The organism is Streptomyces sp. NPDC055506 (genome assembly GCF_053643595.1).
This window is the reverse complement of sequence record NZ_JBSHKH010000037.1, coordinates 48,010-68,283: the sequence shown is the minus strand read 5'-3', so window position 1 is coordinate 68,283 and position 20,274 is coordinate 48,010. Positions and strand designations below refer to the sequence as shown.

The following is a 20,274-nucleotide window of genomic DNA, read 5'->3' as shown; positions in this document are numbered from 1 at the left end:
GCTCGGCGAGCGGGGCCGGGAGCTTGATGCTGACCTCGCCGTCGGGCGTGATGCGGATCGTCTCGTTGCCGAAGCGTTTCCCGGACTCCCCGTCAGCGGCGAGGAACCAGCGCCCGGCTTCCCAGCGTGTCCGCCATTGGGTCTTGGTGAGCTGCGCGGTGTCGAGGTGGTGGCGGGTGCCCAGCAGCCGTCTGCCGCCCCGCGCCACGTGCACGACACCGCTGTCCCGGTCGGCGCGGACCGTGGCGAGCCGATCCTCAAGCACGTGCAGGCGGCGCGATTTGGTGAACCATTCACGGGCGGAGCGGTAGCCGCCGGGAGCGTGTTTGGTGCCCTTCGCGCCGACCGGGAGCGACAGGCGGTGCCGGATCGCCTGGACACCGGCTTCGAGAGACCGAAGGTGCGCCGTCTGCCCGCGCCGGGCCAGTGCCCACTGATCGTGCGTGGCCTTGGTGATACTTCCCGCCCACCGCGAGGACGACAGGGCCGTCAGCTCCCGCTTGCGTGCCGCCCAGGTCTCGGCGGAGTGTCCAAGCCCGTCCACGCAGCGGGCTTTGAGGTCCTTCGACGCGAGCGATCCCAGATGAGCGCCCACCAGCCTGAGCACCTCCTCGTCCCCGCAAGTCAGGTGCTTCAGACGGTCACGCACCGCCACTCCGGAGGGGCCGAGAGCGACGAACGGCGCAGCCACGTCCCGCAGTCCACCCACCGCCATCACCTTCCCCTCCAAGGCTCGAAGACACTCGCCGTCACACCCAACGACCACCACCGGGAAAGGTCACCCATTCGAACTACGAACTTCCGTTCCCGCCGCCAGGCCCGCCCCCCGACAACCAGCCGAACCCTCACTCATGCGCACCAGAACTCACTCAAGCGCTGCCACCCGGCAACAGCTCACAACCCCGCACGGACCGCGCAGCAACAGGTGAATGTCACAGGTCACCGGTACCGTCGAACGGGACGGCCGCCGCCTGTCCGAGATCAGGTCCGACACTCCGGAGAGCAGCTCATGAGGATCCACATCACCAGCGTCTTCGTCGACGACCAGGAAAAAGCCCGGAGCTTCTACACGGACGTGCTGGGCTTCGTGAAGAAGCACGACGTCCCGGTGGGGACGGACCGCTGGCTGACCGTGGTGTCACCGGAGGACCTCGAAGGCACCGAGCTGCTCCTCGAGCCCTCGGGCCATCCGGCGGTACAGCCGTACAAGACGGCGCTGGTCGACGACGGCATCCCGGCGGCCTCGTTCGCCGTGGACGATGTGCACGCGGAGTACGAGCGGCTGCGCGGGCTCGGGGTGCGGTTCACACAGGAGCCGACGGAGATGGGCCCGCTCACCACGGCGGTGCTGGACGACACCTGCGGCAATCTCATCCAGATCGTGCACACCAAGGCCTAAGCCCCAGGGCGCAGGACCGATGGCCGATGTCATGCGGCGGCCGGATTCCTAGGCTGCGAGACGGGTGCGCGGCCACCGCGGACCAGGACGCCACGAGAAGAGGTCACCATGCCCGTGCACGGTCGCAGCCACATCCGTATCGCCCGGCCCTCCCGGGACCTGGCGGTGGCCGAGCGGTTCTGGTGCGAGGGGCTCGGCCTCGACGTGGTGTGGCGGGCCGAGGGCGGGGACCAACCCGGGGAGCACGACCTGCTGATGCTCGGCTGGCCCGACGCCGACTGGCATCTGGAGCTCGTGCATGAGGCCGCCCGGCCGGTCGAGCCCCGCCCCACCGAGGAGGACCTGCTGGTGATCTACGCCGACGGCCCGATCCCGGACGACCTCATCGCCCGCCTGGAGCAGCACGGCGGCAAGCGGGTGGAGTCGCCCAACCCTTACTGGAACGAGTGGGGCGTCACGATCGAGGACCCCGACGGCTACCGCTTGGTCCTGTGCTGCCGAGCCTGGTCCAACAGCTGAACAGACGACCTAAAGGGGCGCGGGGCCGCTTGCATGTGCGGCTCCGCCGCGTGGGCGCGACCAGCCCCCACGCGCCGCACCCGGCATCAAACGGTGGTCAGGCCGTCACCTTCTCCGGGCGCTCAGCCTCTCGGGCGGCACGCTCACCGAGGACCTCTGTGGGCACCCGGTTCGTCTCGCGAGCGGACAGCGCCGCGATCACCGGCGGCACGCACAGCGCCGCCGCGAACAGGGCCACCGCCGACCAGTCGTCGCCGTCCGGCCCGGCGATCTGCGCGGCGAACGTCACCGCGAACCCGGCCGCCGCGAAGCCGATCTGCGTGCCGATGGCCACGCCCGACAGCCGGACCCGGGTCGTGAACATCTCGCCGTAGAAGGCGGGCCACACACCGTTCGCGGCGCTGTAGACCACGCCGAAGCAGAGGATGCCCGTCAGGAGCGTCAGCGGGTAGGAGCCCGTGGAGACGGCCCACAGGTACAGGAACATCGTCACCGCGCTGCCGGCCGCGCCGATCAGGAACACCGGGCGGCGGCCGATCCGGTCGGACAGCGTGGCCCACAGCGGGATCGCGGCGAGCGCGACGACATTGGCCAGGGCGCCCACCCACAGCATGGCGGTACGCGACATGCCGACCGCGTCGCTGGTGGCGTACGCCAGTGCCCACACCGTGAAGATGGTGCTGACCGAGGCGATGAGCGCGCCCGCGATCACCCGCAGCACATCCGCCCAGTGCTCGCGCATCAGCACCACCAGCGGCAGCTTGACGACGCCCTCCTCGGCGGCCTGCTGCTCGAAGGCCGGGGTCTCGTCCAGCTTGCGCCGGATGACCCAGCCGACGACGGCGACCCCGACGCTCAGCCAGAACGGCACCCGCCAGCCCCACGACAGCAACTGCTCCTCGGGCAGCGCGGCGACCGGGATGAAGACCAGCGTGGCCAGCAGCTGGCCGCCCTGGGTGCCGCTGAGGGTGAAACTGGTGAAGAAGCCGCGCCGGCCCGGCGGCGCGTGTTCCAGCGTCATGGAGTTGGCGCTGGCCTGTTCGCCCGCCGCCGAGATGCCCTGGAGCACCCGGCACAGCACCAGCAGGGCCGGGGCGAGCGTGCCGACCTGGTCCCGGGTCGGCAGACAGCCGATCAGGAACGTCGACAGGCCCATCAGCATCAGCGTGAAGACCATGATCTTCTTGCGGCCGAGCTTGTCCCCGTAGTGGCCGAGGACCAGCGCGCCGACCGGGCGGGCGGCGTACGCGACGCCGAACGTGGCCAGCGACAGCAGCGTGGCGGTGGCCGGGTCGGACTTGTCGAAGAACACGGCGGGGAAGATCAGCGCGGCGGCGCTGCCGTAGATGAAGAAGTCGTAGTACTCCAGTGCGCTGCCGATCCAGGCGGCGGTCGCGGCTTTCCTGGGCTGACCGGGTGGGGCGGCGGCCCCTCGGGGCGTTGCGGGGACGGACACGGCGGCTCCTTAGCGGGCTCCACCATAGGCGGAGTGAGACGAACGGCGAGCAGAGAGGGCGGGCCGGATCGCGGCTAATTAACCCACTGGGTAGTTAGTAGGGGATGGCCAGTGATGCTGCGCCCGCGTGCCGCCGGTGTCAAGAGGTTGTGCGTCGGACGTTCAGTCCGCCGTGCGCTCCGCCGTCAGATACGCGATCACCATGTCGCCCAGCATGGTGCGGTAGTGCGCGCGCTGCGCCGGATCCAGCAGGTCGCGGCCGAACAGCGCACCGAAGGTGTGCCGGTTGGAGACCCGGAAGAAGCAGTAGGAGGAGATCATCGCGTGCAGGTCGACGGCGTCGACGCCGGCCGTGAACAGGCCCGACTCCTGGCCCGAGGCCAGGATCCGGCGGATCACGTCCAGGGCGGGGGAGCCGATCTTCCCGAGCTTCTCGGAGCCCGCGATGTGCTGGGCTCCGTGGATGTTCTCGATGCTGACCAGGCGGATGAAGTCCGGGTGCTGCTCGTGGTGGTCGAAGGTCACCTCGGCCAGGCGCCGGATCGCCGCCACCGGGTCCAGGTGCTCGACGTCGAGCTGCTGCTCGGCCTCCCGGATCACGCCGTACGCCCGCTCCAGCACGGTCGTGAACAACTGTTCCTTGCCGCCGAAGTAGTAGTAGATCATCCGCTTCGTGGTGCGGGTGCGGGCGGCGATCTCGTCCACCCGGGCCCCGTCGTAGCCGGCCCGTGCGAACTCCTGCGTGGCGACGTCGAGGATCTCGGCCTGGGTGCGGGCGGCGTCACGGATGCGCTCGCCAGGACGTGCCGGTTCTTCGACGCTGGTCATCAGGTTCCTTTGGGCGGAGGGGCCGGTGCCGGTGATTCTAGAAGGAGGGGCCCGCGCCCGGCGGGGGCTTCCCGTGGCCGTGCTCGGCTGATATAGCTAACGTACTAGTTCGTACATTAGTGAGCTGCTCGGGAGGCCCGTGTGCCCAAGGACTCGTATCTCGTCGGACTGATCGGTTCCGGCATCGGCCCGTCGCTCAGTCCGGCGTTGCACGAGAGGGAGGCCGACCGCCAGGGCCTGCGCCTGCTGTACCGGCTCATCGACATCGACCCGCTCGGGGTGCCGCCGGAGGCGGTGGGCGATCTGGTGCGGGCCGCCCGCGACCTGGGCTTCGACGGGCTCAACATCACGCACCCCTGCAAGCAGCTCGTCATCGAGCACCTGGACGCGCTCGCCCCGCAGGCCGAGGCGCTGGGCGCGGTCAACACCGTCGTCTTCGAGGACGGCCGGGCCGTCGGCCACAACACGGACGTCACCGGCTTCGCCGCGTCCTTCGCGCGCGGGCTGCCCGACGCACCGCTGGAGCGGGTCGTGCAGCTCGGCGCCGGCGGTGCGGGCGCGGCCGTCGCCCACGCCACGCTCACCCTCGGCGCCGAGCGGGTCACCGTCGTCGACGCGCTGCCCGAACGGGCCGCGGCCCTGGCCGGCTCCCTGAACCGCGCCTTCGGCCAGGGCCGTGCCGCCGCCGCACCCCCGGAACGGCAGGCCGAGCTGCTCGCGCACGCCGACGGCATCGTCCACGCCACGCCCACCGGCATGGCGGCCCACCCCGGCCTGCCCCTGCAGGCCGAGCTGCTCCACCCCGGCCTGTGGGTCGCCGAGGTGGTCTACCGTCCGCTGGAGACCGAACTGCTGCGCACCGCCCGCGCGCTGGGCTGCGCCACCCTCGACGGCGGCGGCATGGCCGCTTTCCAGGCCGCCGACGCGTTCCGCCTGTTCACCGGCCGGGAACCCGACGCCGCGCGGATGCTGAAGGACCTGACCGAACTGGCCGGGGCGGTAGGGGCATCGAACTAGGGGGTTCCGAGTCCGAACGACACGCCCAGAGAGAGGTACCGACGTGCGTACGTCCATCGCCACCGTCTCCCTCAGCGGATCCCTCACCGGGAAGCTCGACGCCGCGGCCCGGGCCGGCTTCGACGGGGTGGAGATCTTCGAGAACGATCTGCTGGCCAGCCCCCTCACCCCCGAGGACATCCGCGCCCGCTGCGCCGACCTCGGACTGACCATCGACCTCTTCCAGCCGATGCGGGACATCGAGGCCGTGCCCGAGGCCGAGTTCGCCCGGAACCTGCGGCGGGCCCGCCACAAGTTCGAGCTGATGCGCAGGCTCGGCGCCGGCACCGTCCTCGTCTGCTCCAGCGTCTCCCCGCAGGCCGTGGACGACGACGCCCTCGCCGCCGAGCAGCTCAGCCGGCTCGCCGACCTCGCGCGGGAGTCCGGCGTCAAGGTGGCCTACGAGGCGCTCGCCTGGGGGCGGCACGTCAGTACGTACGACCACGCCTGGCGCATCGTCGAGACGGCGGACCACCCGGCGCTCGGCACCTGCCTGGACAGCTTCCACATCCTCTCGCGCGGCTCGGACCCCAAGGGCATCGAGGACATCCCCGGCGAGAAGATCTTCTTCCTCCAGCTCGCCGACGCCCCGCTGCTCGCCATGGACGTCCTCCAGTGGAGCCGCCACTACCGCTGCTTCCCCGGCCAGGGCGGCTTCGACGTGGCCGGCCTCGTGCGGCACGTCCTGCGCACCGGCTACGACGGCCCGCTCTCCCTGGAGGTCTTCAACGACGTCTTCCGGCAGGCCGACGCCGGCCCGACCGCCGTGGACGCCCGGCGCTCCCTGCTGGTCCTCCAGGAGACGGTCGGCCGGGCACCCCTGCCCGACCCCGTCGTCCCCACCGGCGTCGCCTTCGCCGAGCTGGTCACGCCCGACGCCGAGCCCCTCACCGCTCTGCTCGGCTCCCTCGGCTTCACCCGCACCGCCCGGCACCGCGGCAAGCCCGTCGCCCTCTGGGAGCAGGGCGAGGCCCGGATCCTCGTCAACACCGGGCCGGCCGTCCGCCGTGACGGCACCCGGCTCGCCGCGATCGGGCTGGAGTCACCCGACCCGGCCGCGGCGGCCCGGCGTGCCGAGGCACTGCTCGCCCCCGTCCTGCCCCGCCGCCGCGCACCCGAGGACGCCCCGCTGGACGCGGTCGCCGCCCCCGACGGCACGGAGCTCTTCTTCTGCGCCACCGGCCGCCCGGAACTGCCCGACTGGCGGGCCGACTTCGAGGACACCGGCCAGGCCCCCGCCCCCACGGGCATCAGCCGCATCGACCACCTCGCCCTGACCCAGCCCTGGCACCACTTCGACGAGGCGGCCCTCTTCCACCGCGGGGTGCTCGGCCTGCACGCCCAGGAGAGCGTGGACGTCGCCGACCCCTACGGCCTGCTGCGCAGCCGTGCCGTCACCAACCCCGACGGCAGCGTCCGGATCGCCCTCACCGTCGGTGCCGCGCCCACGGACGACACCGTGCACGCCCAGCACATCGCCCTGGCCACCGACGACGTGGTCGCCGCGGCCCGCCGCTTCCGTGCGGCAGGCGGCCGGATGCTGCCCGTCCCCGCGAACTACTACGACGACCTCGCCGCCCGCTTCGAGTTCACCGACGGGGAGCTGGAGACCTACCGCGACCTCGGCATCCTCTACGACCGCGACGCCCACGGCGCCTTCCGCCACTGCTACACCCGGACCATCGGCCGCGTCTTCTTCGAACTGGTCCAGCGCGACGACGGCTACCGCGGCTACGGCGCCGCCAACGCCCCGGTACGGCTGGCGGCCCAGCACACGGTGCGGGCCCTCACTGGCGGCTGACGGTCCGGGTGATGCCGGTGACGACCGTCGTGGCGAGGATCCAGCCGGTGAGGACGAGGGCGTAGGAGAGCCACTGGTAGCCGTCGGCCGGGGCGAACGCCCCTTCCTGCCCGAAGGAGATCACGGGCAGGAGCAGGTCGAGCGTGTAGAACACGGGGTTGAACTGCGGGGCCTCGTCCGCCTTCAGCGGCTGAGGGTGGTGCAGCGCGTAGGCGACGGAGCCGATCACGAGCAGCGACACCAGCCAGCCCGCGGCCCGCAGCGGGCGGAAGCCGTAGCCGACGGTGGCGTCCTGGACATAGCCCCACAGCCTGCCGTACCAGGAGAGGGTGCCGCGGTGGCGGCGCTGCTTGGCGAGCTGGACCTGGCGGGCGGCGTGGTCGTCGCCGATCCTTCGGTAGGCGGCGGTCAACTGCTCGTAGGCGTGCGGGACATAGCCCTCGCCGTCCCGCTCCAGCATGGCCAGACGGCGCTCGGCGGGCGCGTGCGGAGTGAGGGAGGTGTAGACGAGGCTGTCGAGCAGGACCTCCTCCGGGACCACGTCCGGCTCCAGCCACAGGACGTCCACCTGGGCGCGGCGCAGGTTGAGCGTGCCCTCCATGGGCGGCATCTTGCGCAGCCAGACCTCCCCGATGGTGCAGCTGCTGGCCCGCAGCGCGGCGTCACCGGGGTTCGACAAACGGGCGTGCGACAGGTCGAGGCGACCCCCGATCCGGGAGCCGCGCAGGCCGATCCAGCCGTACACCTCAACGCGGCGCAGCAGGACGTCCCCTTCCACCGCGGCCAGTTCCGCGTCGAGGACGACGTCACCCGTGGGGCCCCGCAGCCGGGCCTCGCCCAGATCGACGGACCCGGCGACCGACGCGCCCGTCAGCCGCACCTCGCCCCGCGTCCGCAGGCCCGGTGCCGACAGGCCGTCGCCGACGGTCACATGGTTGAGCTGGAGGGCCGGCTGACCGGCGGGCGGTTCGCCGATGTCGGCCCGGTCCAGGAACAGCGCCCCGGCGATCTGCGCGCCGCCGAGCCGCACGGGCCCGTCGAAGAGGCAGTCCGACATGCGCAGGACGCCGTCCACCCGCAGGGTGGCGGCGTCCAGGCCGGGCAGGACGGAGCCGCGCAGGTTCAGCTGGCGCAGGCGCGCCGCGTACAGCCCGGGTGTCTTCTCGAAGAAACAGTGGCTCAATCGCACGGCGTGGTCGATGTCGCCGTACTGCAGGCTGAGCACCCCGGTGATCCGCGCGCCCGCCACTCTGAGGGCGGCGGTCTCCCCGTCCTCCTGCGGCGCCCTCAGCAACAGGGCCCGCAACACGGCCGCGCGCACGGTCCGTTCGGGGCCCCAGTCCGCGCCTCGCTCCGGATCCTCGTCCCCCGGCTCCCGGAAGTCCACGTCCTGCCCGCGTGAAAAGGCACGCCACACCCGCTCCTCGGCGGGTGTCATATTGTCGATCTCCATCAGCGGGGACTCTTGCGCGCCGGCCGGAGGCTGTCAACCAGGGGGCTTCTGGTGGATCTCCGCGGCGTCCCGACGTCCGGCACGCACTCTCGCCGCACCGGACGAAAGGCCTAGTAGCTCCGCTACGAGACCTTCCGTCCGGCACACCGAGAGCACGCACCGAACGCCGCTCCTTCTTCCACGGAGATCCACCAGAAGCCCCCGCCCCCGGCCGAAGCGCGTTAGGCCCTCGCCCTATGCCCTCGCGTTCCACTCCGCGATCACCGGTCGGCCGTGTTCGGTCGACAGCCGGCTGACCGTGCCCGTCTCCAGGCGGAACAGGCGGCCCTCGGCGGCGGACAGGCCCAGGCGGCGGGCCGTCAGGGCGCGGAGGAAGTGGCCGTGGGCCACCAGCATCACATCGCCCTCGGGCAGCGCCCCCGCCACCCGGGACAGCACCCGGTCGGCGCGCTCGCCGACCTCTTCCGGGGACTCGCCCGGCTTGCCGTCGGCACCGGGCGGGCCCCCGTCGGTCCACAGGTCCCAGTCCGGCCGGGTGCGGTGTATCTCGTCGCTCGTGACGCCCTCGTAGGCGCCGTAGTACCACTCGTGCAGGTCCGCGTCCCGCACGGCCCCCGTCAGGCCCGCGAGTTCGGCGGTGCGCACCGCGCGGGTGAGGGGGCTCGTGAGGACCAGCGCGAAGGGGCGGTCCGCCAGGAGCGGAACCAGCGACTTGGCCTGTTCCTCACCGCGCGGGGTGAGGGGCAGGTCGGTGAAGCTGGTGTGCTGTCCGCTCCGGCTCCACTCCGTCTCGCCGTGACGGACCAGCAGCAGATCGCCCACGGTGCTACGCCTTCTTCGCGGACTCGACGGCGTGGCCGCCGAACTGGTTGCGCAGCGCCGCGATCATCTTCATCTGCGGCGAGTCGTCCTGGCGGGAGGCGAACCGGGAGAAGAGGGACGCGGTGATCGCGGGCAGCGGGACGGAGTTGTCGATCGCCGCCTCCACGGTCCAGCGTCCCTCGCCGGAGTCCTGGGCGAATCCCCGGAGGTTCTCCAGGTGCTCGTCCTCGTCGAGCGCGTTGACCGCGAGGTCGAGCAGCCAGGAGCGGATGACGGTGCCGTCCTGCCAGGAGCGGAACACCTCGCGGACGTTGTCCACCGAGTCGACGGCCTCCAGCAGCTCCCAGCCCTCGGCGTAGGCCTGCATCATGGCGTACTCGATGCCGTTGTGGACCATCTTCGCGAAGTGCCCGGCGCCCACCTTGCCCGCGTGGACGTAGCCGTAGGGGCCCTCCGGCTTGAGCGCCTCGAAGATCGGCTGCAACCGGTCGACGTACTCCTTCTCGCCGCCGACCATCAGGGCGTAGCCGTTCTTCAGGCCCCACACACCGCCCGATACGCCCGCGTCGACGAAGCCGATGCCGCGCTTGCTCAGCTCCTCGGCGTGCTTCTCGTCGTCCGTCCAGCGGGAGTTGCCGCCGTCGACCACCGTGTCGTAGGGCTTGAGGAGGTCCGCCAGACGGTCGATGACGTGCTGGGTGGGGTCGCCGGCCGGGACCATGACCCAGACCGTGCGCGGCGCCTCCAGCTGGTTGACGAGATCGGCCAGACTGGCCACGTCGGACTTCTCGGGGTTGGTGTCGTAGCCGATGACGGTGTGGCCGGCGTTGCGCAGGCGTTCGCGCATGTTGCCGCCCATCTTGCCGAGACCCACAAGACCGATCTGCATGTCAGTTCACTTCCCGAAGATTGCGGTAGGCGGCCACCAGCGCGGCCGTGGACGGGTCGAGACCGGGGACATCCGCGCCCTCGGTCAGGGCGGGCGCGACGCGCTTGGCGAGGACCTTGCCGAGCTCGACGCCCCACTGGTCGAAGGAGTCGATGTTCCACACCGCGCCCTGCACGAACACCTTGTGCTCGTAGAGGGCGACCAGCTGGCCGAGGACCGACGGCGTCAGCTCCGTGGCCAGGATCGTCGTGGTCGGGTGGTTGCCCCGGAAGGTGCGGTGCGGCACCTGCTCCTCGGGCACGCCCTCGGCCCGGACCTCCTGCGGCGTCTTGCCGAAGGCGAGCGCCTGCGTCTGGGCGAAGAAGTTGGCCATCAGCAGATCGTGCTGTGCCTTGAGTTCCTCGCTCAGCTCGGCGACCGGCCGTGCGAAGCCGATGAAGTCCGCCGGGATCAGCTTCGTGCCCTGGTGGATGAGCTGGTAGTAGGCGTGCTGCCCGTTGGTGCCGGGCGTGCCCCACACCACCGGTCCCGTCTGCCACTGGACGGGACGGCCCTCGCGGTCCACCGACTTGCCGTTGGACTCCATGTCGAGCTGCTGGAGGTAGGCGGTGAACTTGGACAGATAGTGGCTGTAGGGCAGGACGGCGTGCGACTGGGCGTCGAGGAAGTTGCCGTACCAGATGCCGAGCAGGCCCAGCAGCAGCGGGGCGTTGGCCTCGGCGGGGGCGTTGCGGAAGTGCTCGTCGACGATGCGGAAACCGTCGAGCATCTCGCGGAAGCCGTCCGGGCCGATGGCGATCATCAGGGACAGGCCGATCGCGGAGTCGTACGAGTAGCGTCCGCCGACCCAGTCCCAGAACTCGAACATGTTGTCGACATCGATGCCGAAATCGGCGACCTTCTCGGCGTTGGTCGACAGCGCCACGAAGTGCTTGGCGACCGCCTTCTCATCGCCCCCGAGGCCGTTCAGCAGCCAGGAGCGAGCCGAGGTCGCGTTCGTGATCGTCTCGATCGTGGTGAAGGTCTTGGACGCGACGATGAACAGCGTCTCCGCCGGGTCCAGGTCGCGTACGGCCTCGTGCAGGTCGGCGCCGTCCACGTTCGACACGAAGCGGAACGTCAGATCCCGCGCGCTGTACGGCCGCAGCGCCTCGTACGCCATCGCGGGGCCCAGGTCGGAGCCGCCGATGCCGATGTTGACGACGTTGCGGATGCGCTTGCCGGTGTGCCCGGTCCACTCCCCGGAACGGACCCGGTCGGCGAAGCCGGCCATCTTGTCGAGCACGGCGTGCACACCGGGGACGACGTTCTTACCGTCGACCTCGATGACCGCGTCCCGCGGGGCCCGCAGCGCGGTGTGCAGCACGGCCCGGTTCTCGGTGACGTTGATCCGCTCGCCGCGGAACATCGCGTCGCGCAGCCCGAACACGTCGGTGGCCGTGGCCAGCTCCTGGAGCAGGGCCAGCGTCTCGTCGGTGACCAGGTGCTTCGAGTAGTCGATGCGCAGGTCGCCGACGCGCACGACGTAGCGCTCGGCGCGCCCCGGGTCCGTCGCGAACAGCTCACGCAGGTCCGGCTGCGGCATGGCGTCCGTGCGGTGGTCCTCCAGGGCGGTCCACTCGGGCCGCCGGGTGAGCTCGGGGGAGCCGGAGGGGGAGTCAGACATGAGCGGGGGTCTCCTCGGTTGCCTTGCCGTTCAGGGCGATGGCGTACATCTCGTCCGCGTCGAGGCGCCTGAGCTCCTCGGCGATGAGTTCGGAGGTGGCACGGACCTTCAGCGCGAGGGTGCGCGGCGGCTGGCCCGGCAGGGTCAGCGTGGCCAGCGGGCCCTCGGGGCGGTCGATGACGATCTCGCCGCTCTCCGTGCCCAGGCGTACGGCCGTGACGACCGGCCCGGCGGTGACCACCCGGTCGACCGAGACGTGCAGCCGCGCCTCCAGCCAGCGGGCCAGCAGCTCGGCGGCCGGGTTCTCGGCCTCGGCCTCCACGGCCGCCGAGACGATCCGCGCCCGGGCCTGGTCCAGGGCCGCCGCCAGCATCGAACGCCAGGGCGTGAGCCGGGTCCAGGCGAGGTCGGTGTCGCCGGGCGCGTAGGAGCGGACCCGGGTCTGGAGCGTCTCCAAGGGGTTCTCGACGGCGTACAGGTCGGTGATCCGCCGCTGGGCCAGCGCCCCGAGCGGGTCCTTGGAGGGCACGTCCGGGGCGTCCACCGGCCACCACACCACCACCGGCGCGTCCGGCAGCAGCAGCGGCAGCACCACCGAGTCGGCGTGGTCGGACACCTCGCCGTAGGTCCGCAGCACCACCGTCTCGCCGGTGCCCGCGTCGGCGCCCACCCGGACCTCGGCGTCCAGCCGGGACTGGGTGCGGTCGCGCGGGGTACGGGCGTGCCGCTTGATGACGACCAGGGTGCGCGAGGGGTGCTCGTGCGAGGCCTCCTCGGCGGCCTTGATCGCGTCGTAGGCGTTCTCCTCGTCCGTGACGATCACCATCGTCAGGACCATGCCCACGGCGGGAGTGCCGATGGCCCGGCGCCCCTGCACCAGCGCCTTGTTGATCTTGCTTGCCGTGGTGTCGGTCAGGTCGATCTTCATGGCCTGCGCCAGCTCCGTCCGTCTCGTGCGAGCATCTCGTCGGCTTCCGCGGGTCCCCAGCTGCCCGAGTCGTACTGCGCGGGCCTGCCGTGCGTGGCCCAGTACCGCTCGATCGGGTCGAGGATCTTCCAGGACTCTTCCACTTCCTGGTGACGGGGGAACAGGTTGGCGTCGCCCAGGAGGACGTCAAGGATCAGCCGTTCGTACGCCTCCGGGCTCGATTCGGTGAACGACTCGCCGTAGGCGAAGTCCATCGTCACGTCCCGGATCTCCATCGACGTACCCGGCACCTTGGAGCCGAACCGGACCGTCATGCCCTCGTCCGGCTGGACGCGGATGACGATCGCGTTGGAGCCCAGCTCCTCGGTCGCGGTGGAGTCGAAGGGGGAGTGCGGGGCCCGCTGAAAGACGACCGCGATCTCCGTCACCCGGCGGCCGAGCCGCTTGCCGGTGCGCAGGTAGAACGGGACGCCCGCCCAGCGGCGGTTGTCCACCTGGAGCCTGATCGCGGCGTACGTGTCGGTCTTCGACGAGGCGTCGATGCCGTCCTCGTCCAGATAGCCGCCGACCTTCGCGCCGCCCTGCCAGGCCGCCGCGTACTGCCCGCGCACGGTGTTCAGCCCCAGGTCCTCGGGCAATTGCACGGCCCGGAGCACCTTCAGCTTCTCGGTGAGCAGCGACGCCGCGTCGAAGGCGGCGGGCTCCTCCATCGCGGTGAGCGCCATCAGCTGGAGCAGATGGTTCTGGATGACGTCACGGGCGGCGCCGATGCCGTCGTAGTACCCCGCGCGGCCGCCGATGCCGATGTCCTCGGCCATGGTGATCTGCACATGGTCGACGTACGACCGGTTCCAGATCGGTTCGAACATCTGGTTGGCGAAGCGCAGCGCCAGGAGGTTCTGGACGGTCTCCTTGCCGAGGTAGTGGTCGATCCGGAAGACCTGCTCCGGGTCGAACACGTCGTGCACGATCGCGTTGAGCTCCTCGGCCGACTCCAGGTCGTGCCCGAACGGCTTTTCGATGACCGCGCGGCGCCAGGAGCCCTCGGGAGGGTCGGCCAGCTTGTGCTTCTTCAGCTGCTGGACGACCTTCGGGAAGAACCTCGGCGGCACCGAGAGGTAGAAGGCGTAGTTGCCGCTGGTGCCCCGGGAGGCGTCCAGCTCCTCCACGGCGGAGCGCAGCTGCTTGAACGCCGTGTCGTCGTCGAAGTCGCCCGGGATGAACCGCATGCCCTCGGCGAGCTGCTGCCAGACCTCCTCACGGAACGGGGTCCGGGCGTGCTCACGGACCGCGTCGTGCACCACCTGCGCGAAGTCCTGGTCCTCCCAGTCCCGGCGGGCGAAGCCGACCAGCGAGAAGCCGGGCGGCAGCAGACCGCGGTTGGCCAGGTCGTACACGGCCGGCATCAGCTTCTTGCGGGACAGGTCGCCGGTCACACCGAAGATGACGAGCCCGGACGGGCCCGCGATCCTGGGCAGCCGGCGGTCGCGCGCGTCGCGCAGAGGGTTGACGAAGTCGGCCTCGGTGTACTCCGTGGGCGGGACGGCGGCCGCGGCCGTGCCGTCCACGCCGGTCTGCTCGACCCCGGCCGCCTCCTGGGCCGTCACGGCCTCCTTCTCCTCCTTGGTCCCCTTGGTCTCCTGTTCGGCCGTCTGGGGGATGCCCTCGCTCATTCCGCGTCAACTCCCTTGTCGTTCAAGGACTTGGTGACCGCGTCCAGCAGGTCCTGCCAGGCCACCTCGAACTTGGCCACGCCCTCGTTCTCCAGTTGCCGCACCACCTCGTCGTACGGGATGCCGAGCCGCTCGACGGCCGCCAGGTCGGCGCGGGCCTGGGCGTAGCCGCCGGAGACCGTGTCGCCCTGGACGTCGCCGTGGTCGGCGACGGCGTTCAGCGTGGCCTCCGGCATGGTGTTGACCGTGCCGGGGGCGACCAGTTCGTCCACGTACAGGGTGTCCTTGTATGCGGGGTCCTTCACACCGGTGGAGGCCCAAAGGGGGCGCTGCCGGTTCGCACGGGCCCCGCCCAGCGCCTGCCAGCGCGCCCCGGCGAAGACCTGCTCGTACGCCTCGTAGGCGAGCCGCGCGTTGGCCAGGGCCGCCCTGCCCTTCAGCGCCAGGGCCTCGTCCGTGCCCAGCAGCGTCAGCCGCTTGTCGATCTCGGAGTCGACGCGCGAGACGAAGAAGGACGCCACCGAGTGGATGGCCGACAGGTCGCGACCGGCCGCCTGGGCCTTCTCCAGGCCGGCGACATAGGCGTCCATGACCTCGCGGTAGCGCTCCAGAGAGAAGATCAGCGTCACGTTCACGCTGATGCCCGCGCCGATCACCTCGGTGATCGCCGGCAGGCCCGCCTTCGTCGCCGGAATCTTGATCATCACATTGGGGCGGTCCACCAGCCAGGCCAGCTGCCGGGCCTCGGCGACGGTCGCCGTCGTGTCGTGGGCGAGGCGCGGGTCGACCTCGATGGAGACCCGGCCGTCCCGGCCGCCGGTGGCGTCGTACACCGGCCGCAGGACGTCGGCGGCGGCGCGGACGTCGGCGGTGGTCATCATCCGCACGGCCTCGTCGACCGTGACGCCCCGCACCGCCAGGTCGGCGAGCTGCGCCTCGTAGCCCTCGCCGGAGCCGATGGCGGCCTGGAAGATGGACGGGTTGGTGGTGACGCCGACGACGTTCCTCGTGGCGACGAGCTCGGCCAGGTTGCCGGACTCGATCCGCCGGCGCGACAGGTCGTCGAGCCAGATCGACACGCCCTCGTCGGAGAGGCGCTTGAGTGCTCCCGCGCTCGCGGTCGCTTCGGTCACAGTGATCATCTTCTTTCGGGCGGTCGGATCAGCCACGGGCCGCGGTAAGGGACTCACGAGCGGCGGCGGCGACGTTCTCGGGGGTGAAGCCGAACTCGGCGAACAGGGTCTTGGCGTCGGCGGAGGCGCCGAAGTGCTCCAGGGAGACGATGCGTCCCGCGCCCCCCACGAACCGGTGCCACGTCAGACCGATACCGGCCTCGACCGCGACCCGGGCCCTCACGGACGGCGGCAGCACCCGCTCGCGGTACTCGCGAGGCTGCTCCTCGAACCACTCCACCGACGGCATCGACACCACCCGGGTGCCGACCCCCTCGGCCTCCAGGGCCTCGCGGGCGGCGACGGCGAGCTGCACCTCGGAGCCCGTGGCGATGATCACCACGTCCGGTACCTCGGTCGAGGAGTCGGTCAGGACGTAGCCGCCGCGCGCCGCGTCCGGGTTCGGCTCGTACGTCGGCACGCCCTGGCGGGTGAGCGCCAGGCCGTGCGGGGCCGGGTCGGTGGTGTGCCGCCGGAGGATCTCGGCCCAGACGGTCGCGGTCTCGTTGGCGTCGGCCGGGCGTACGACGTTCAGGCCCGGGATGGCCCGCAGTGCGGCCAGATGCTCGACCGGCTGGTGGGTCGGGCCGTCCTCGCCCAGGCCGATGGAGTCGTGCGTCCACACGTACGTCACCGGCAGCTGCATCAGGGCCGACATCCGGACGGCGTTGCGCATGTAGTCGGAGAAGACCAGGAAGGTGCCGCCGTAGATCCGGGTGTTGCCGTGCAGCGCGATGCCGTTCATCTCCGCTGCCATGGAGAACTCACGGATGCCGAAGTGGATCGTCCGGCCGTACGGGTCGGCCTGGGGCAGCGGGTTGCCCTTCGGGAGGAACGACGACGTCTTGTCGATGGTGGTGTTGTTCGAGCCGGCCAGGTCGGCCGAGCCGCCCCACAGCTCCGGGACGACCGAGCCGAGCGACTGGAGGACCTTGCCGGACGCGGCCCGGGTGGCGACCGCCTTGCCCGGCTCGAACACCGGCAGGGCGTTCTCCCAGCCCTCGGGCAGCTCGCCCTTGCTGACGCGGTCGAAGGTGACGGCGCGCTCGGGGTTGTCACCGCGCCAGGCGGCGATCCGCTTGTCCCAGGCGGTGTGCGCCTCGGCGCCCCGGTCGAGGGCCCCGCGGGTGTGGGCCAGCACCTCGTCGGTGACCTCGAAGGTCTGCTCCGGGTCGAAGCCGAGGAGGCGCTTGGTGGCGGCGACCTCGTCCTCGCCGAGCGCCGAGCCGTGCGAGGCCTCCGTGTTCCGGGCGTTCGGGGCGGGCCAGGCGATGATCGTGCGCATCGCGATGATCGAGGGCCGCCCGGTCTCGGCCTGAGCCGCCCTCAGCGCCGCGTACAGCGCGTGCACGTCGACGTCGCCGTCCTCCCGCGGCTCGATCCGCCGCACATCCCAGCCGTACGCCTCGTACCGCTTGAGCACGTCCTCGGAGAAGGCGGTCGCGGTGTCGCCCTCGATGGAGATGTGGTTGTCGTCGTAGAGGAAGACCAGGTTGCCGAGCTTCTGGTGCCCGGCCAGGGAAGAGGCCTCGGCGGAGACGCCCTCCTGGAGGTCGCCGTCGGAGACGATCGCCCAGATCGTGTGGTCGAAGGGGGACTCGCCCTCGGGTGCGTCCGGGTCGAACAGGCCGCGCTCGTAACGGGCGGCCATCGCCATGCCGACCGCGTTCGCGACGCCCTGGCCGAGCGGGCCCGTGGTGGTCTCCACGCCCGCGGTGTGCCCGTACTCGGGATGGCCGGGCGTCTTCGAACCGTGCGTGCGGAAGGCCTTCAGGTCGTCCAGGTCCAGCTCGTAGCCCGCGAGGTACAGCTGCGTGTACAGGGTCAGCGAGGTGTGGCCGGGGGACAGGACGAAGCGGTCACGGCCGGCCCACTCGGGGTCGGCGGGGTCGTGCCGCATCACCTTCTGAAAGATCGTGTAGGCGGCCGGTGCCAGGCTCATCGCGGTGCCGGGATGGCCGTTGCCGACCCGCTGCACGGCGTCCGCCGCCAGCAGACGGGCGGTGTCGACGGCACGCCGGTCGAGTTGGGTCCATTCGAACCTGTCCGCGCTGTCCGCTGTCTGCGTGCTCATCTTCAAGAAGTCCTCGATCGGAGCGAAGTGGCTGGTCTGACGTGTTCAAAATTAAAAGTCTGACTTTTTCGACGGAAGGTCGCCGTGTGCCAGGGTGTGGTGAAAGTGGGACACCCGGAGGCGGCGCGGGGCGCGAACGGGTCGGCGCGAGGCGGACATGGCGGATATGGCAGACATGGCGGATGGAACCATCCGAGGCGGCGACGGGATCAGAACGTTCCCCTTTCCGGTCGAGCTGAGCGTCGGCGGTGTCGGCATGCAGGTCGGCCCGATGGGCACCGGCCGAACCTGGCACGCCGACGCGCCGCTGGAGCGCGTGCACCGCATCGACTTCCATGTCGTGATGCTGTTCGCCGAGGGCCCGGTCCGGCACATGGTCGACTTCACCGAGCACGAGGCCGGGGCCGGGGACCTGCTGTGGATCCGCCCGGGGCAGGTCCACCGCTTCTCGCGGACGAGCGAGTACCGCGGAACGGTGCTGACCATGCAGCCGGGCTTCCTGCCCCGCGCGACCGTGGAGGCCACCGGCCTGTACCGCTACGACCTGCCGCCGCTGCTGCGTCCCGACCCGGCCGAGCTCGCCGGTCTGCGCGCCGCGCTCGAACACCTGCGGCGCGAGTACGAGGACACGGCCACGCTGCCGCTCAGCCTGCACACCGCCGTCCTGCGCCACTCGCTGACGGCGTTTCTGCTGCGGCTCGCCCATCTCGCCGCGAGTTCGGCGGAGTCGGTACGCCGGCAGTCGGACTCCACCTTCACCCTCTTCCGGGACGCCGTGGAGCGGGACTTCGCCACCAACCACAGTGTCAGCGCCTACGCCGACGCCCTCGGCTACTCCCGCCGCACCCTGGTCCGCGCGGTCCGCGCCGCCACCGGTGACACCCCCAAGGCCTTCATCGACAAGCGCGTGGTCCTGGAGGCCAAACGGCTCCTCGCCCACACCGACCTGCCGATCGGCCGGGTCGGCGCGGCGGTCGGCTTCCCCGACGCCGCGAACTTCTCCAAGTTCTTCCACCAGCACACGGACCAGACCCCGGCGGCGTTCCGGGCGGACCTGCGCTGAGGGCAGCGCAAAGGGGCCCCACGCGCGCGTGGAGCCCCCTGCCGAGATTCGTCAGCGCCCGAAGGTGAACCAGTTGACGTTCACGAAGTCCTGTGGCTGACCGCTGGTGAAGGTGAGATACACATCGTGCGTGCCCGTCACGGAGCTGATGTTCGCCGGAATCGTCCGCCAGGACTGCCAGCCTCCGGTGCCGCCCACCGAGAAACTCCCGACGGGCGCGTTGCCACGGCTGTCCAGCCGCACCTCGACCAGTCCGCTGACGCCGCCGGCCGCGCCGCTGGCGACCCGGGCGCTGAACTGCCGGGCAGCGGTGGAGCCGAAGTTCACGCCCTTGAAGTGCAGCCAGTCGCCGTTGGCCAGCGAGCCGACGTTCTGGCCGCCGCCGGAGTCGGTCGTCGTCTCGGTGCTCACCCCGGACTGGCCGTCGTAGGACTCGGCCTGGATGGCGGAGTAGGCGTCGCGGTTGCCGGTCGGCGGGGGAGTGGTGCCCCCGCCCGACGACAGCACCTGGACGTAGTCGACGACCATGGCGTGGCCCGGCTGTGTCCCGGAGTCCGGGCCGCCGCCGAACGCGTCCGGGAAGCCGCCGCCCATCGCGACGTTCAGGATGACGAAGAAACCGTGGTCGGTGGCGTTCCGCCAGGTCGTCGCATCGACCTGGTTGGCGCGCACGGTGTGGAAGTTGGTGCCGTCGAGGTAGAAGCGGATCTCCTCGACGCTGGTCGAGCGGTCCCACTCCATCCGGTAGGTGTGGAAGCCCGCCTGGCAGCTGGTGCCCTGGCAGGTGGTCGAACTGCCGATACCGCTGGTCTCGTTGCAGGGGCCGCCCGGCGAGGTGCCGCAGTGCATGGTCGCGAACACCGTGTTCATGCCCTGGGTGTTCTCCATGATGTCCAGCTCGCCGACGGCCGGCCAGTTCCAGTAGTTGCCGCGGTACGGGGCGCCCAGCATCCAGAAGGCGGGCCAGTAGCCCTTCGCCGCGGCCCCGGTGACGTTCGGCACCTGGATACGCGACTCGACACGGAGTGTGCCGCCGGCCGGGGGCTGGAAGTCGGTGCGGTTGGTCTCGATGCGGCCGGAGGTCCAGTTCCCCGCGGCGTCCCGCCGGGGGGTGATGCGGAGGTTGCCGCTGCCGTCGAGCGAGACGTTGTCCGCACTGCTCGTCATCGTCTCGATCTCGCCCGTGCCCCAGTTGGCCGGACCGCCCGGGTAGCCCTTGCCGGTGGCGTACTGCCAGTTGGACGTGTTGACGCCGCTGCCGGCGGCGCCGTTGAAGTCGTCCACGAACAGCTGCGTCCAGCCCGACGGGGGCGGCGGAGCGGAGGCGTTCGCGGCGGGCGTGGCGGCCGTCGTGGCGGCTGCCGCCAGACCGAGTGTGCTGACGACGGCGACGAACGCCCGCCGCAGCGGGCGGCGTCTGTGCGAGGCGCGGGAGGTATCGCTCATGGGGGGATGCCTCTCGAGTGGAGGGGTGA

General features: G+C 71.1%; 16 protein-coding genes and 1 pseudogene. 5 read left to right on the top strand and 12 right to left on the bottom strand.

The window, feature by feature from the left end:
- Positions 1-709: pseudogene (locus tag ACWIF2_RS16860) on the bottom strand (IS200/IS605 family accessory protein TnpB-related protein); the annotation flags it as partial.
- 300 nt (positions 710-1,009) lie between these two features.
- Here ACWIF2_RS16860 and ACWIF2_RS16855 point away from each other — a divergent pair.
- Together ACWIF2_RS16855 and ACWIF2_RS16850 are read left to right on the top strand one after the other, a co-directional pair.
- Positions 1,010-1,399, top strand: a complete 390-nt coding sequence (locus tag ACWIF2_RS16855) for a VOC family protein (RefSeq protein WP_454361156.1) — start codon at positions 1,010-1,012, stop codon at positions 1,397-1,399.
- Positions 1,400-1,507: 108 nt separating this feature from the next.
- Positions 1,508-1,918, top strand: coding sequence for a VOC family protein (locus tag ACWIF2_RS16850; protein ID WP_454361155.1), 411 nt, complete (start codon positions 1,508-1,510; stop codon positions 1,916-1,918).
- A 97-nt stretch (positions 1,919-2,015) separates the two neighbouring features.
- Here ACWIF2_RS16850 and ACWIF2_RS16845 read toward each other — a convergent pair whose 3' ends face one another.
- Both ACWIF2_RS16845 and ACWIF2_RS16840 read right to left on the bottom strand, forming a co-directional pair.
- Complete coding sequence (locus tag ACWIF2_RS16845) at positions 2,016-3,374, bottom strand: MFS transporter (protein ID WP_454361154.1); 1,359 nt, start codon at positions 3,372-3,374, stop codon at positions 2,016-2,018.
- A gap of 162 nt (positions 3,375-3,536) precedes the next feature.
- Positions 3,537-4,202, bottom strand: a complete 666-nt coding sequence (locus ACWIF2_RS16840; protein WP_382486557.1) for a TetR/AcrR family transcriptional regulator — start codon at positions 4,200-4,202, stop codon at positions 3,537-3,539.
- A gap of 141 nt (positions 4,203-4,343) precedes the next feature.
- On the opposite strand from ACWIF2_RS16840, the gene ACWIF2_RS16835 reads away from it, so the two are divergent.
- Both ACWIF2_RS16835 and ACWIF2_RS16830 read left to right on the top strand, forming a co-directional pair.
- Positions 4,344-5,219 carry a shikimate dehydrogenase gene (locus tag ACWIF2_RS16835; RefSeq protein ID WP_454361153.1) on the top strand — a complete coding sequence of 292 codons (876 nt, stop codon included), beginning with the start codon at positions 4,344-4,346 and terminating at the stop codon, positions 5,217-5,219.
- A 43-nt stretch (positions 5,220-5,262) separates the two neighbouring features.
- A complete protein-coding gene (locus tag ACWIF2_RS16830) occupies positions 5,263-7,059 on the top strand; it encodes a bifunctional sugar phosphate isomerase/epimerase/4-hydroxyphenylpyruvate dioxygenase family protein (RefSeq protein ID WP_454361152.1) in 1,797 nt (598 codons plus the stop codon).
- Here the strand turns inward: ACWIF2_RS16830 and ACWIF2_RS16825 are convergent.
- The 8 genes from ACWIF2_RS16825 to tkt form a co-directional block, all read right to left on the bottom strand.
- Positions 7,046-8,512 carry a membrane-associated oxidoreductase gene (locus tag ACWIF2_RS16825; protein WP_454361151.1) on the bottom strand — a complete coding sequence of 489 codons (1,467 nt, stop codon included), beginning with the start codon at positions 8,510-8,512 and terminating at the stop codon, positions 7,046-7,048. The genes ACWIF2_RS16830 and ACWIF2_RS16825 overlap by 14 nt on opposite strands.
- A gap of 234 nt (positions 8,513-8,746) precedes the next feature.
- A complete protein-coding gene (locus tag ACWIF2_RS16820) occupies positions 8,747-9,334 on the bottom strand; it encodes a histidine phosphatase family protein (RefSeq protein WP_454361150.1) in 588 nt (195 codons plus the stop codon).
- 4 nt (positions 9,335-9,338) lie between these two features.
- Positions 9,339-10,223, bottom strand: a complete 885-nt coding sequence (gene gnd, locus ACWIF2_RS16815; RefSeq protein WP_454361149.1) for a phosphogluconate dehydrogenase (NAD(+)-dependent, decarboxylating) — start codon at positions 10,221-10,223, stop codon at positions 9,339-9,341.
- Between the two features lies 1 nt (position 10,224).
- The gene (gene pgi, locus ACWIF2_RS16810) at positions 10,225-11,889 is read right to left on the bottom strand and encodes a glucose-6-phosphate isomerase (RefSeq protein ID WP_454361148.1); all 1,665 of its coding nucleotides are present in this window, start codon (positions 11,887-11,889) and stop codon (positions 10,225-10,227) included.
- Positions 11,882-12,817, bottom strand: coding sequence for a glucose-6-phosphate dehydrogenase assembly protein OpcA (opcA, locus tag ACWIF2_RS16805; RefSeq protein ID WP_454361147.1), 936 nt, complete (start codon positions 12,815-12,817; stop codon positions 11,882-11,884). Before opcA ends, pgi begins: the two co-directional genes overlap by 8 nt.
- Positions 12,814-14,490 carry a glucose-6-phosphate dehydrogenase gene (gene zwf / locus ACWIF2_RS16800; RefSeq protein WP_454361146.1) on the bottom strand — a complete coding sequence of 559 codons (1,677 nt, stop codon included), beginning with the start codon at positions 14,488-14,490 and terminating at the stop codon, positions 12,814-12,816. Before zwf ends, opcA begins: the two co-directional genes overlap by 4 nt.
- Complete coding sequence (gene tal / locus ACWIF2_RS16795) at positions 14,487-15,632, bottom strand: transaldolase (RefSeq protein ID WP_454361145.1); 1,146 nt, start codon at positions 15,630-15,632, stop codon at positions 14,487-14,489. Before tal ends, zwf begins: the two co-directional genes overlap by 4 nt.
- 19 nt (positions 15,633-15,651) lie before the next feature.
- Complete coding sequence (gene tkt / locus ACWIF2_RS16790) at positions 15,652-17,736, bottom strand: transketolase (RefSeq protein ID WP_454361144.1); 2,085 nt, start codon at positions 17,734-17,736, stop codon at positions 15,652-15,654.
- A 175-nt stretch (positions 17,737-17,911) separates the two neighbouring features.
- Between tkt and ACWIF2_RS16785 the strand changes: the two genes are divergently transcribed.
- Complete coding sequence (locus ACWIF2_RS16785) at positions 17,912-18,799, top strand: helix-turn-helix domain-containing protein (protein WP_454361143.1); 888 nt, start codon at positions 17,912-17,914, stop codon at positions 18,797-18,799.
- A gap of 51 nt (positions 18,800-18,850) precedes the next feature.
- Here the strand turns inward: ACWIF2_RS16785 and ACWIF2_RS16780 are convergent, their stop codons facing one another.
- On the bottom strand, positions 18,851-20,245 hold the full coding sequence (locus ACWIF2_RS16780) for a glycoside hydrolase family 16 protein (RefSeq protein ID WP_454361142.1): 1,395 nt from the start codon (positions 20,243-20,245) through the stop codon (positions 18,851-18,853).
- Between the last annotated feature and the right edge of the window lie 29 nt (positions 20,246-20,274).

What these genes read in the sequence shown, in the direction of transcription:
- ACWIF2_RS16825 (WP_454361151.1), bottom strand. Translation starts at nt 8,512, where the DNA reads ATGGAGATCGACAATATGACACCCGCCGAGGAGCGGGTGTGGCGTGCC.
- tkt (WP_454361144.1), bottom strand. Translation starts at nt 17,736, where the DNA reads ATGAGCACGCAGACAGCGGACAGCGCGGACAGGTTCGAATGGACCCAA.
- ACWIF2_RS16850 (WP_454361155.1), top strand. Translation starts at nt 1,508, where the DNA reads ATGCCCGTGCACGGTCGCAGCCACATCCGTATCGCCCGGCCCTCCCGG.
- ACWIF2_RS16855 (WP_454361156.1), top strand. Translation starts at nt 1,010, where the DNA reads ATGAGGATCCACATCACCAGCGTCTTCGTCGACGACCAGGAAAAAGCC.
- tal (WP_454361145.1), bottom strand. Translation starts at nt 15,632, where the DNA reads ATGATCACTGTGACCGAAGCGACCGCGAGCGCGGGAGCACTCAAGCGC.
- ACWIF2_RS16785 (WP_454361143.1), top strand. Translation starts at nt 17,912, where the DNA reads ATGGCGGATGGAACCATCCGAGGCGGCGACGGGATCAGAACGTTCCCC.
- pgi (WP_454361148.1), bottom strand. Translation starts at nt 11,889, where the DNA reads ATGTCTGACTCCCCCTCCGGCTCCCCCGAGCTCACCCGGCGGCCCGAG.
- ACWIF2_RS16780 (WP_454361142.1), bottom strand. Translation starts at nt 20,245, where the DNA reads ATGAGCGATACCTCCCGCGCCTCGCACAGACGCCGCCCGCTGCGGCGG.
- gnd (WP_454361149.1), bottom strand. Translation starts at nt 10,223, where the DNA reads ATGCAGATCGGTCTTGTGGGTCTCGGCAAGATGGGCGGCAACATGCGC.
- zwf (WP_454361146.1), bottom strand. Translation starts at nt 14,490, where the DNA reads ATGAGCGAGGGCATCCCCCAGACGGCCGAACAGGAGACCAAGGGGACC.
- opcA (WP_454361147.1), bottom strand. Translation starts at nt 12,817, where the DNA reads ATGAAGATCGACCTGACCGACACCACGGCAAGCAAGATCAACAAGGCG.
- ACWIF2_RS16840 (WP_382486557.1), bottom strand. Translation starts at nt 4,202, where the DNA reads ATGACCAGCGTCGAAGAACCGGCACGTCCTGGCGAGCGCATCCGTGAC.